Source organism: Marivirga lumbricoides, from assembly GCF_014636295.1.
Lineage (GTDB): Bacteria > Bacteroidota > Bacteroidia > Cytophagales > Cyclobacteriaceae > Marivirga > Marivirga lumbricoides.
This window is the reverse complement of the sequence record NZ_BMEC01000003.1, coordinates 1-13,109: the sequence shown is the minus strand read 5'-3', so window position 1 is coordinate 13,109 and position 13,109 is coordinate 1. Positions and strand designations below refer to the sequence as shown.

8 protein-coding genes and 1 rRNA gene are annotated in these 13,109 nt (G+C 34.8%); 3 read left to right on the top strand and 6 right to left on the bottom strand.

The features are described 5' to 3' along the window. Nucleotides 1-29: 29 nt before the first annotated feature. The 5 genes from IEV85_RS04830 to IEV85_RS04810 are packed head-to-tail and all read right to left on the bottom strand — an operon-like array spanning nt 30 to nt 7,294. Complete coding sequence (locus tag IEV85_RS04830; RefSeq protein WP_188460752.1) at nt 30-1,289, bottom strand: M16 family metallopeptidase; 1,260 nt, start codon at nt 1,287-1,289, stop codon at nt 30-32. Nucleotides 1,290-1,294: 5 nt separating this feature from the next. After that, the gene (porV, locus tag IEV85_RS04825) at nt 1,295-2,491 is read right to left on the bottom strand and encodes a type IX secretion system outer membrane channel protein PorV (RefSeq protein WP_188460751.1); all 1,197 of its coding nucleotides are present in this window, start codon (nt 2,489-2,491) and stop codon (nt 1,295-1,297) included. Between the two features lie 26 nt (nt 2,492-2,517). Then, complete coding sequence (gene porU, locus IEV85_RS04820) at nt 2,518-5,889, bottom strand: type IX secretion system sortase PorU (protein ID WP_188460749.1); 3,372 nt, start codon at nt 5,887-5,889, stop codon at nt 2,518-2,520. Between the two features lie 51 nt (nt 5,890-5,940). Further along, on the bottom strand, nt 5,941-6,624 hold the full coding sequence (pssA, locus tag IEV85_RS04815) for a CDP-diacylglycerol--serine O-phosphatidyltransferase (protein WP_188460747.1): 684 nt from the start codon (nt 6,622-6,624) through the stop codon (nt 5,941-5,943). Nucleotides 6,625-6,649: 25 nt separating this feature from the next. After that, nucleotides 6,650-7,294, bottom strand: a complete 645-nt coding sequence (locus IEV85_RS04810; protein ID WP_188460745.1) for an MBL fold metallo-hydrolase — start codon at nt 7,292-7,294, stop codon at nt 6,650-6,652. 164 nt (nt 7,295-7,458) lie between these two features. Here IEV85_RS04810 and IEV85_RS04805 point away from each other — a divergent pair, with 164 nt between their 5' ends. The 3 genes from IEV85_RS04805 (at nt 7,459) to IEV85_RS04795 (ending at nt 12,678) form a co-directional block, all read left to right on the top strand. Continuing rightward, entirely contained in the window at nt 7,459-8,523 is a 1,065-nt protein-coding gene (locus IEV85_RS04805; protein ID WP_188460743.1) for an NAD(P)/FAD-dependent oxidoreductase, read from the top strand. Nucleotides 8,524-8,584: 61 nt separating this feature from the next. After that, entirely contained in the window at nt 8,585-11,788 is a 3,204-nt protein-coding gene (locus IEV85_RS04800) for a PD40 domain-containing protein (protein ID WP_188460741.1), read from the top strand. Between the two features lie 8 nt (nt 11,789-11,796). Continuing rightward, nucleotides 11,797-12,678: a YicC/YloC family endoribonuclease gene (locus tag IEV85_RS04795; protein ID WP_229712512.1), complete on the top strand. Its 882-nt coding sequence runs from the start codon at nt 11,797-11,799 to the stop codon at nt 12,676-12,678. A gap of 352 nt (nt 12,679-13,030) precedes the next feature. Here IEV85_RS04795 and rrf read toward each other — a convergent pair. Further along, nucleotides 13,031-13,109, bottom strand: a 5S ribosomal RNA gene (gene rrf, locus IEV85_RS25205); the annotation flags it as partial.

Genomic DNA, 13,109 nt, shown 5'->3' with positions numbered 1-13,109 from the left:
TTAACTGAAAGTCAACACGAAACATTTATTTATACAACTTTTATTTCGCAATAAGTCTGAGAAAAATATTTCTTGCTTATTTCTAAAATCCTGGAGGGCGAAATAGTACGGATGGTATGAATGTATGCATCGAAATAATCCTGATAATTTACTTCTTCTGATAACTTCGATTTATAATTTTCTGCCTGGCTAAAGATAGTGTCCAGATTACCCGCCATTTTGCCTAACATATAGTTTTTCACAGTTTCCAACTCTTCCAAAGAAACTTCTTCCTGCTGCATTTTTTCTATTTCCTTATGAATTTCTGCTATTGCATCATCCACAAAGTCAAGCTTCACATCTGCTCCTATAATCTGATAATCAGCATACTGCTGGTTGATTATCATAGAATAAATCCCATACGTATAACCTTTATCTTCCCTGATGTTTTTCATCAATCGTGATCCAAAATAACCACCCAATATCTCATTAGCAATGGATAAAGCAAAATAATCAGGACTCTTCTTAGGAATACTTAATGCTCCCAGCCGAATAGATGCTTGTACAGACCCGGGTTTTTCAAAAGTTTCTTTAGAGTAATCAGGGCTTAATTTGCCTTCAAATTTCACTCCCTTGCTTGAAAATTCAAGTGTACCAAAGCTGTCATCCATCTGCTTCACTACTCCTTCAGAAATATCTCCTGCTATTATTAAATCTGGCTGGTGCTTATAAGAATTGTTATAAAAACTAACAATGTCTTCCAATTTCAATTTATTGAGGTATTCCTCATCCAGAACTATTGAATAATTGGTACCATTCAGTAACTTATTTCTAAGTAACTTAGTGGCTATCATTGCATTTTTTTGGGCATTAACCCTAACCTTTTGAATTTGCTGAAACTTAATTTTATCAAAATCCGCCTGATCAAAAAGAGGTTCCGTTATCACACTTTTTAAAAGTGGTAAAAGTGTATTTACATGAGTTTTAAGGCATAGTAAAGTAACCGTAGTAGTATCATAATCAACAGCTACATCAAGATGGGCACCATAATGATCCAAGGTGTTCTGAAATACAGCACTGGAATAACTCTTTGTGCCTTCAGTTAATAATTTCGCACATATTTGGGCTTGTCCCGGCACCTCATCATTCAACTTTCCGAAAGGGAAAAGAATATCCACCTTTATAACCGGATTTGTGCTATCGGAAAAGCTATGTAATTCTAATTGATTTTTTAGCGTGCTGATGTCAGGCTGAGATAATGCCAAATCATCAAGCATAAAAGCCTCGGGGGCTTGTGTTCTATCTAACATAAATTTTATTCTGTTACTGAATCGCTACCTGATCTGTTAATGTTTTCAAGGCTAAAAGTTGCTGTAAACCTAAGGGTCTCAGCTAAAGGATTCTGCTGTTTAGTAGGAATCAAATAAGAAAAATCCAAGCCTAAAACCTGGTACCTGAATCCAAGTCCGGCAGTAAAATATTGCCTTCCACCTTTGCTAACATGCTCATAAAAGTAGCCTGTTCTTACTGCAAATATTTTATTATACCAATATTCAACTCCTGAAGCGATACTAATTTCTCTTAGTTCCTCTTGAGCTCCGCCTGGTGCATCACCAAATGAACCGAACATTCCTTCCAACAATGTTATGTTAGAAGACGATGTGTCGTTAGGATCAGGTGTCGGCACCATAAGTTTATTCAGATCAACAGTAAAAGTAAGAGTATTATAAGGATCCAAAGCTGTAGTAAATGCGGTTCCCAATCTTAAATTAATAGGCAAAAACTGCTCATTGTCGTCATTGGAATAGGTCACTTTGTTAGATATATTTGAAATTTGCAACCCAGATGAAAATTCAGATTCATTACCATTAAAAAGAACAGGCTTTGTATAGAACAACCCAACATCTACACCTATGGCTGTAGCGGGTTTAGGGTCTTCCAAGTTTGAGCCCTGATAGTCACCAAACAAGTTTGACCTTACAAACCTGGCTGTTAAAGCAGCACTAAAATTATCACTTAACTTTCTTGAGTAAGCAGCAGCGATTGAAAAATCTTTAGGAGAAGCTTCAAGCCCATCTCCCTGCACGCCAGTATCTGTAAAAAATATACTGCCTAAGTCGAAATACTTCATTGAAAGACCAATTACTTGCTCCTGTCCTATTCTGTAATAACCACTTAAGTAAGAAATTGACATGTCATTAACGCCTATTTTAGTAAGCCATGGAGAATAAGATACTGAAGCGCCTATTTCATTTTCCACAAAGGCTAATCTGGCAGCATTCCATTGCATAGCATTAGCGTCAGGAGAAAGTGCTACTCCGGCATCTCCCATACCTGCTGAACGGGAATCAGGTGATATCAAAAGAAATGGCATCGCTGTTGTAATTACATTTCGATCGTCATCCACAGTAGTGCCCACAGGGGTAACACCGCCTCCGGTAATTTGTGCTTTAACTGATGGAATTATTCCTATTAGAGCAATTACGTAAAATATAAGTTGGGTCTTTCGCATGTTATAGGTATTTATCTCAAATATACTCAATTGATTACAATTAACTTTTTAATTTGCTGGGTTTTTGATTGATCTTCTAAAGAACGAACAAATATCCTGATAAAATATAAACCAGGAGAAACTTTTGATCCATTAGCGGTGCTAAGGTTCCAGGTATCAGTTCTTTGTTGCTCTGTAGTTACAAAACTTTGTTCATATACAATTTTCCCATAACTGTCAGCAATACTGTAAAGCACCTCTACCTCATCATTTTTTCTGTTTTGTGATATACTGAAGTTACTCAACTCTTTTGCAGGGTTTGGGTACACTATAAAATCCATTATCTCAAGTTGCTCATTGTCAACCACAAAAAATTCTATATTGCTTTCAGAAGCATTATTGAATACATCTTTGGCCTGTAATTTCAAATTATGCCAGCCTCCTTCCATATTCCTGAGATTGTAGTTTACTTCCCCCTGCTGGTAGGAATCTTTATTATAATAGAAGAAATCATTCAACTCAACAGGTTCTTCTTCATCTAAGGCGAAAGCGATTCCATTATCTAAGTCGTTGCTGGAAATACTGATACCATGTTCATCAAATAATTGTATCATCAACGTTGCATCGCTCCCTACTTTGTCCCTGTTCTGAAAGTTATAATTATCCATAAAGGCAGAAATAATAGGCCCTTCATTATCATTGATTATAATACTATCGCTTCCGCCAACTACAAAATCATTATAAAAACCATTTGCGTCCTCAATGCCCTGGTCAGGATAAGCATAAAAACTAAATTTACCTTGATCCAATTTATAGTTTAAATTTTTAGGCATATAGAAGGTAAAAAAGAACTCACCATTCACAACGGTGGCTTTGCCTCTGTAAAGTACGCTTTCGAAATTTGTAAAAATTAGCTCCGATGCATTTCGCTCAAAAGTTTTCTTTCGGACAGGCTTATCAAAAAGTTCAGCAATAATAATCCCGTTAAAATCATTTAACTTTTGGTTATTAAAGGAATAAATTTCGCCACTTACAGAAATTTTACTCATGCTTTTTAACGTATCGGTAGCTCCTTCTGTATTAACTATTTCTGTTACCCTCACCTGGTGCATAGGCTCTGCTAAAGTAAGAGCCGGATCCCCCATCAGGATAAAATTCCTGTTATTAACACCATCCAATCCATTATTTTTAGTTAATCTGATAATATCTCCTAGTTTTTGGGGAGTGTTACCTACTCTATCAAACACACTATTATAGAAAGATTCATTTAGCTTATAATTGGAGTTGGAAAAAACAGGTCTTGCTGTGGTTAAAAGACCTATAGCACCTGCACCTTTCTTTAAAATAAGTACTTGTGCACCTGAAGTTATTTCTGGATTATCGTGGCGTCCAAATTCACAAGTGGCAGTCACAAAGAGCGGTAACTTGTCTCTGTTTTGCCACTGGCTAATCATATCTCTATTTAATATACTTTCATCTGCCCATGAGAATTCAGACCCATGCCCTATGTAATTAACTATTAGAGCACCCTTTTCTATCATTTTATCGATAGCTTCATTCATTTTAGGAGACTTCTCAGTGCTTGCTAATACCTCTTGCTCAAAAGCTCCCAGGTAAAGTTTATTAATATTAAAAAATCCATATTCAGAGGCTACATAATCGGACAACTGTTCCGAATCTTGCTGATATCTGTTACCATCTCCATCATCTCCTATAAAATATATTTCATTTCTCCACTTCCTAAAAGTAGAAGGGTTGGTTTCATAATGAATAATTTTCTTCACCACATTCCGTGCTTCTACCAGGGTTTTGCAAGGAATTCTTCCTATTCCTATATCAATATCATCTACATTATTTGAAACTTCTTGCCACTCTCCTTCATTTTCGTCAAGTAACCCATAAAAATCATCAGAGGCATAAGTAAAAACCGGATGTAAAGAATTTCGGGATTGGTAAATAGGAACAAAATTAGAATTGTTATTTACCCTGTCTTTATAATCATAAGAAGCAGCCCCCATCAATAATACATACTTCAATTTGCCTCCGCCATTTTGGTAAAGGTATTTAATATAGTTTCTGATGGCAGAAATATCCCTTCTTCCTGATCCAAATTCGTTAAAAATAGCTTCCGTAGTGGCTACTTCAACAGCAAATTTATTGAAACTTCTACGGTAAGTAGCTAATTCATTTGCTGCAGCCTTAAATTTTGGAGCGGTAATAATTACGTAATCCGGGTTAGTATTATTTTTTAGATTCTGAGCTTCAATACCCGCTATAAACGTTGGAGTAAATGCTGATTGTTTGTCGAACACAACAAATTTAATCTCTTTCTCATTTCCAGGATTTTGAGTAGTAAAACTGCCTGCTTGATGGTCTACAGCTTTTGTTTGCAATGGATTAGAAACATCCCAAATTGAATGATTTGTGATATTTGCAATTGAAATATTATAGATTCCTGCTTGTTGTATTTCCCTATTTCTTAATACAATTTGCCTGTTATTATACTTTAGCTGAAGGGGCAATGTTAAAAATAAATTATCAAGGTAGCCCTCTGATTCCACCTCACCCCCATTTTCAAAAGTAAGTGTTACATTTAATGCGGTACCTGCTAATAAGGAAGTGCTTACTTCCATTTCTTCAGTTACAACATGTCCCTCCAGGTCATACGCTATACCAGAAACTAAAGGAAGAGACAAATTAGCAAGTTGAAGATTATTTAAAGAAATCTTCAGACTGGTGGGAGTTTTAGACTCCACTAAGAAAGCACTACGTAAGTGAAGCTGTTTATTGTTTGCCAGGTTACCTTCCATCTCAAATACAAAATCTCTTGTTCTATTATTGGTAAAAGACTCTCCGAACCATTCTCTTCCTGACTCAAGTCTATTATTTGCATCTAACTCATGAAAAGCAACTTCCTCATACCAGTTTATGGGTGTTAAACCCTCAGTTGTGGCAATTGTTGAATGCGTGGAAAGCTGTAGGCTGATGTCTTCTGCAAAAAAATCTATATAAAAGTAGAGTGAATCTGAATAAAGGTTATTACTATAAATATAAGTGCCCGCTTCAAAATCGTAGTCAATATTCTTAACTGCATCAGAGTAAAAGAACAATACTTCATCAGCCTCGAAAGTTGTATTTTCATTGGCATCAACCTGTACAGGAATTTCACTGGGATCAGAGGGATATTCAATAGCATTAGCCTGGGGAATGTGACCTCCCGGCATTCCATAAATCTTCACTTTATGAGGGTCTATTTCTTCCGGATTCAGCGAATTAGCAATCAGGAAATTCCTATCAATTTTGTAAACTCCTTCTTTGAAAGTAGCAATTTTTATCAGCCCTTGCTTATTTAAAACAGACTGAGCCTTGCCTTCTAAAGAGAATAGAGATATTAATATGAATAGAAATCTGTAACGCATTTACCGGTTGAAGAAAAACATCAAGTGATAAAAAACACTTTTCCTGAAAAATTAATTTCCTCTTAAGGAAAAATACTGAATTGCTGATAAAAAAATATAAAAGAGAATAACGAGCGGAATTGCTGAAAATTTAAAAATTATCAAAAATATTATTGAAAATATAATAGTTAAAAACCTAAAGGCATTCCCTTTCCATTTTAAGTTTTTAAACTTTAAAGCAATCATAGGTAGTTCAATTACCAAAAGAATTGAGAATATAAAAGTTATAATTACTAATGAGGTAGTTTCAAAAACAAAATCCAGAGAAGGATTACCTTCCATAAATATTAAAAAACTAATAAAAAGAGCATTTGCAGGTGTTGGCAATCCCAAAAACTGATCAGTTTGCCTTGTATCAATGTTAAATTTAGCTAATCTGAACGCTGAGCACACCGCTATAAAAAAAGCAATAAAACTCCAATTTCCCATCCCATTGTTTTGCAAATACTGAAACATTACAAAAGCTGGTAATACCCCGAATGTAACCATATCAGCCAATGAGTCTAACTGTTTCCCTATTTCTGAATGTGCTTTTAAAAGTCTTGCCACCATTCCATCTAAAAAATCAAAAACGGCAGCCAGCGCAACAAAATAAGCTACATATATAAAGTTAGACTGAAGTGCAAAGTAAATACCAATACAACCTGAAACTAAGTTAGCTGCTGTTATAAAATTAGGAATATTCTTTCTTATCATATTATGGTCAGGTTAAAAAATTGGCTTAATGAATGGCACAAAAAGGATTTGTATTCTTTTCTTTCAAAAGCGTGGTTTCCGGTCCATGTCCGCAGTATACTACCACATCATCATGGTACTTAAATAATTTTTTCTGAATACTATTAATTAAAGTATCAAAGTCGCCTCCTGGTAAATCTGTCCTACCAATACTCCCGTCAAATAGTACATCGCCTCCTATAAATACACGTTCTTTCTCATTCATCAATCCAATATGCCCCGGAGCGTGCCCGGGTAAAAACAAAACTTCAAAGGGAATACTGCCAATGAAATGCTTTTCGCCTTCCTTTAAAAATTGATCCGGCCTGGAGGGAACGTAATTAGCGAACCCATAACCTGCCGCATAAGAAGGTACAGCTTCAAGTACAGGCAAATCTAGCTCATGCATAATTAACGGAACCTGATACATCTCTTTTACAAAAGCATTCCCTAAAACATGATCTATGTGGCAGTGGGTATTGATTAATTGAGTTACATTTAAATTTTCATTCTTAATGAAAGACGTAAGTTCATTCTGTTCATATCCCTCATAACACCCCGGATCTATAATAGCAGCTTCTTTATTGTCATCATAAACAATATAAGTGTTTTCCATAAAAGGATTAAAAACAAAATGCTTTATATGTATCATATCAATAATCTTTCCTGCAAATTTGTTGAAATTTAAACTGAATGCCTAAAATATGATTTAATTAAATAGGAGCTTTTAGGCAATTGTACCCTAATGATTGAAATTTATTTAGTATCAAAGGTTAATTCTTTTTGTTATTTAATTTTTAGAATACTTAAAAACATATGGTAGTTGATTTTCTTATAGTTGGCCATGGCTTAGCGGGTGTTTGTGTGGCCCAGCACCTGGAAAAATATGATGCATCTTTCACGGTAATTAACCAAGAGCAAGAATTCTCAAGTTCCAAAGTAGCAGCTGGCCTCTATAACCCTATAACGGGAAGAAAAATGAAAAAAACGTGGTTGGCTGATGATATTTTTCCCTATATGGAATCATTTTATGAAGCACTCGAAGAAAAATTGAATTCTCGGTTTTTGATAAAAAGAAAAATCTACCGACCCTTTACTTCTATTGAGGAACAAAATGAGTGGATTGGGAGCGATGACAGTGATGAGAAATTAAATTTCATAGAAAAAGTAAGCACCAATCCTCTTTATGGAGATTTTATTGATGATCCCTATGGAGGAATTTCACTATCTCATTGCGGATTTTTAGATGTAAATGAAATGCTTACTGCACATAAGGAGTACCTTATAAAGCAGGATAAGTATTTGAATAAGAAACTAAATTACAATCAACTAAAAATTTCCAGTTCATTAATTGAGTATGAGAATTTAAAAGCTAAGAATATTATTTTTTGCGATGGTGCCCTTACCGATAACCCTTATTTCAACTGGGTGCCTACTGCACCAGTCAAAGGAGAAATATTGCATATTCAAACTGACAAGCCCCTTCCAAACGATGTCATTTTTAACCGAGGCGTATTTATTGTTAAGCATTCTGAACAGAATTATTACCGCGTTGGTGCTACTTATGAATGGAAAAACCTTGACCACCATCCAACAGAAAAAGCTAGAACTCATTTAATAGGAAAACTAGAAGAACTACTAAAAATACCTTTTAAAGTAGTTGGGCAAGTGGCAGGAGTTAGGCCGGCATCAAAAGACAGAAGGCCTTTAATAGGGAACCACCCAAATAAAAATAACGTTTTACTTTTCAATGGTTTAGGAACAAAAGGTGTCTCTCTCGCACCATATTTTGCCAATAACTTTTGTTTATCTATATTAAAAGATGAAATTTTAAAAGAAGAGGTGAGTATAAGTCGTTACTATTCCCTAAATTCAAGGTAATGTTTTAAAATATATGTCAAAAAATAGTTTTCAATATAGCTGCTGTTTCTTCATTATAATAATGATTTCCTTATCCTCTGCAGCAATTTGCCAAAATAATGATGTTACCTATGGTAAAAATAGGATTCAATACAGGTCCTTCAATTGGAGATTTTATAGCACTCCTCATTTTGAAGTCTATTATTATGACGGGGGGCAGAAAATAGCTAAACATACTGCTGATTTTATTGAGGAGGAATACAACAGGATTACAGATATTATGGGATATGCACCCTATATAAAAACGAAAATCTTCATCTATAGCAGCAATATTGACCTCAACCAAAGTAACGTAGGATTGAAAGAAGCCACTTTTGACATTGGAGGTCAAACTAATTTTTTAAAAACCCATGTAGAAATAGCTTTTGAAGGATCAATTTCCGCTTTCGAAAAAGATTTGGTTTACAAAGTTTCCAAGCTGTTTATTGACGACATGTTATTTGGGGGTTTAATTTCTGAAGTTTTCCAATCTACTTATCTCTTTACTGTTCCTGAGTGGTTTGTATCTGGTATAGCAGCTTACATTGCTTATGGTTGGGACGCAGAAATGGATGATTTTGTCAGGAATTTTCTAAAGGATAATAGTGCAGAGAAAATAAAAAAATTATCCGGAAGAGAGGCAACGCTGGCAGGACAATCCATCTGGAATTTTACCTCTGAAAAATACGGGAGGATAAATATATCCAATATCTTAAACCTTACCAGAATTATAAGAAATGAGGAGAAAAGTATACAAAACACTTTGGGTATACCCTATAAAGCTTTCCTCAGTGAGTATCGCTTCTTCTACCTTAACAGCGCAATTGAGCAGGAAACTATGCAACCTGTTAAGAAAAACCAGCTTTCAAAGCCATGGAAAAAAGAACTTCGCTACAAATCTTCCTTTAGTCCGAATGGAGAGTGGATGGCTTATTCTATAAATGATAAGGGAAAGTTTCAGGTAAAAATTAAAAACCTTATTTCGGGTAAAGAGAAAAAGCTTTACAAAGGTGGAATAAATAGGTTAGATGAGAAATTCTATCAAAATATTCCTGTAATGGATTGGGGAGACAGTGCAACTTTTGGCTTTGTAACCCATGAAAGAGGGATAAACCTACTTAAGTTATACAACCCCTATACAAAAGAGTGGCAAACAAGAGACTTAAGAAAATTTGATCAGGTAAACCAAATGGATATCTATCCAAATGGGAAAACAGCAGTTTTGAGTGCAAATATTAATGGCCAATCAGATTTATACCTGGTAAGTACCGGAAGACCGAATGTGAGAAGACTCACTAATGACGTTTTTGATGATGTTTATCCAGCCTTTATACCTGATACAAAAAAAATAGTTTTCTCGTCTAACAGGTCTGTAGATTCTCTGTCAAGTAACCTTGGATATGACAAAATTTCTGAAAACTATAATCTTTTCGAATATGATATTGATGAAACAAAAGACTTCCTTAATAGAATAACAAATGATTTTGGGATCAACAAGAGTATTAAAATAGTTGATTCAACTAGTTATTATTATCTTAGTGAGAAATCTGGAATTTTCAATTTGTACAAGTTGAACACAGACAAAAAAGTAGTAGACCAGCTTACTTCATTCAGTACAAGCATCAAATCTTATGATATTCTGCCAGATCAGGATAAATTTAGCTTTGTTATTGATAAAGAAAATGGCCAATCATTATTTTATTATCCTGATTTTCAACAGACTGAATCTAAGTTTCTTCCTTCAACCTTAAGAAAACAGGTTCAGTTGAGTAGAAAGCTTTCCGAAACACAGAAAAAGCAATCTTTTCAGCCTAGTTCAGAGCCTCTGAATACTGCCCCCTTTCCTGAAAATGATTCTATAGCAAGTGAAGAACTAAATTTAAAAGACAGTGCTGATGTAGAGGGAAAGCTGAATGCTGACGATTTTAATTTCGAGAGCAGTGCATTTAATCAAAGACCTAAAGAAAGCTCCTTATTAAAGAATCTGAATAAGTTAAGACGCAAGTCTAGCTTGAATGGACCTTATGAGTATAAGCCTACATTTACTGCCGACAATGTTGTTGTTTCTTTTCAAATTGATCCTCTGATTGGTTTCGCCCCTTATACAGAGTATCAAATGAATGACATCATGGAAAATAATAAATTCTTTGGTGGATTTATGATATCTGCAAGAGACTTTAAGAGTGGAAGAATTTTTGGTGAATACCAACATCTTTCAAGACTTTTTGATTATTCCGTAAGATTTGAAAGAAAGGTGTTAAATTTTTCTGATTTTCAGAGTGGATTAGTAGAGCAAACTTACGCTTTAAACACTTTAAGTTTCGGAATCTCTTATCCTTTCACAACTACTTCCAGAATCAGCTTTAAACCTCATTTTTTACTGAAGGAATTCACCGAGACTAGTGGAAATATTCTTAATCCTGGTAACACGCCTGCTAAAAGTCCCATTCAAAATGATTTTATGTTTGGAGGGAAATTAGAATATGTGTACGATAATTCAGAACCAATTGGCCTTAATATCCGCCAGGGCCTAAGGGCTAAAGCTTCATTAGAAACCTATATAAATGCTTCGGAAGGAAATCAATCATTCTCTAAGCTGTATGTAGATGTGAGAAATTATCAGAAATTATTTCGTGAGATAACTTTTGCCACCCGTTTTTATGGCGGAGGATTTTTTGGAAATAATGCTCCCTACTATATGTTAGGAGGAGTTAGTAACTGGATAGGCCAAAAGGTGAATGAAGCTGAAGGGAATGAAACTACTGCAGCTCAAAACCCTCTAGCATTAACTACCACAGAAAGCCCAATTGATAATACCAATATTCTCTTCCATGAGTTTGTTACAGGCTTGAGAGGCTTTAGGTTAAATGAATTTAGCGGAAGAAACACCATACTTTTGAGCAATGAATTAAGAATTCCTATTTTCCGAGTACTTAGTAACGAAGCCATCTCTTCATCTTTTTTAAGAAACTTCCAAATTATAGGGTTTTATGATATTGGCACAGCATGGCTAGGAGGAACACCTTGGGATAGAAATAACAGCATTAATAAACAAGAAATAGATGGTGGTGACGGAGTGTTTAAGGCAGTTATCCGTAACTACAAAAACCCTTGGCTATCTAGCACAGGTATGGGAATTAGAACCACTCTTTTTGGCTATTTTGTTCGCCTTGACTATGCCTATCCTATAGAGGACTACATCCTAAAAGACCCAAATTTTCAATTAAGTATCGGTTACGACTTTTAAATAAATTTATGATTAAATCTATGACTGGCTTCGGTATAGCTGAGGCTCAAACCCCTTCTTACGAGATAACTGTAGAAGTAAAAACATTAAATTCCAAATTCCTTGACTTAACATTGCGTTTACCTAAACTGCTCAATCAAAAGGAAATTGAAATTAGAAATATAATAAGCGATGAATTAATTAGAGGGAAAATATCAATATCCATACAGGTTAATGAAAAAAGCTCAGAAGCTCAACCTCTTTCAGTTAATGAATCACTATTCAATAGTTACTACAATCAACTTCAGGAGCTTGAAAAAAATACCGGAAGAACATTTTCAGATATTTTAAAGATTGCACTTGAATCACCTGAAGTTATCTCATACAAAGAATCAGCACCTTTAAATGAAGAAGATTACCTGCAGATAAAAGAAGTAATAATAAATGCTATAAATGACTGTAATACTCACAGGATTCAGGAAGGAGATACTGTTAGTTCTGTGTTAATCAGTTACATTAAACAAATAGAAAAGGCCCTGGAAATAGTAGTATCTCTTGAGCCAAAGAGATTAGAAAAAATAAGGGAAAAACTAAAAGCTAACCTTTCTGAACTGGTAGGCTCCATCAACTATGATAAGGACAGATTGGAACAAGAATTAATATACTATTCCGAGAAACTTGATGTTAACGAAGAAATTGAAAGGTTAAGGATACATCTGAATTACTTTCAGGATACACTATATAGCAAAGCTCCTTCCCACGGCAAAAAGCTTGGTTTTATAACACAAGAAATGGGTAGAGAGATAAACACATTAGGTTCAAAAGCTAATGATTCCAATATCCAGGAACAAGTAATTCTGATGAAAGAAGAACTCGAAAAAATCAAAGAGCAGATTTTAAATATACTTTAATAAACTCTAACTCACCTAGAAACATTTAAGCTCAAGTTGGGAAACTGATTTGAGCTTTTTCATTTTTCTTTTAAAATAATAAACTATCTCATCACAACTATTTCCTAACCTGAGTTCCATTGTTATAGATACAGTCCGTCATACTGGAAAATTAAGACTTAACTTTTCAAAAGTCTTAATTAATCCTGTCTGTCAAAGGCTACCAGGAATGTTTTAATAAAATATTATATCAATTTTTAAAATCAAACCTAGGTTTCTACATGCAAAAAAAATAGCCGAAGGCTGTTACGTTTAACCCTCGGGACATAAAAAAAGCCTTAGCAGTGTTAGTACTAAGGCTTATTTAATAAAAGGCTGGCAACGACTTACTCTCCCACCTGTTACGGCAGTACCATCAGCGCTGGTGGGCTTAACTTCTCTGTTCGGAATGG

Excerpts from the sequence above, each read along its gene's own strand:
- IEV85_RS04830 (WP_188460752.1), bottom strand. The coding sequence starts at position 1,289 with ATGTTAGATAGAACACAAGCCCCCGAGGCTTTTATGCTTGATGATTTG.
- porV (WP_188460751.1), bottom strand. The coding sequence starts at position 2,491 with ATGCGAAAGACCCAACTTATATTTTACGTAATTGCTCTAATAGGAATA.
- porU (WP_188460749.1), bottom strand. The coding sequence starts at position 5,889 with ATGCGTTACAGATTTCTATTCATATTAATATCTCTATTCTCTTTAGAA.
- pssA (WP_188460747.1), bottom strand. The coding sequence starts at position 6,624 with ATGATAAGAAAGAATATTCCTAATTTTATAACAGCAGCTAACTTAGTT.
- IEV85_RS04810 (WP_188460745.1), bottom strand. The coding sequence starts at position 7,294 with ATGATACATATAAAGCATTTTGTTTTTAATCCTTTTATGGAAAACACT.
- IEV85_RS04805 (WP_188460743.1), top strand. The coding sequence starts at position 7,459 with ATGGTAGTTGATTTTCTTATAGTTGGCCATGGCTTAGCGGGTGTTTGT.
- IEV85_RS04800 (WP_188460741.1), top strand. The coding sequence starts at position 8,585 with ATGATTTCCTTATCCTCTGCAGCAATTTGCCAAAATAATGATGTTACC.
- IEV85_RS04795 (WP_229712512.1), top strand. The coding sequence starts at position 11,797 with ATGATTAAATCTATGACTGGCTTCGGTATAGCTGAGGCTCAAACCCCT.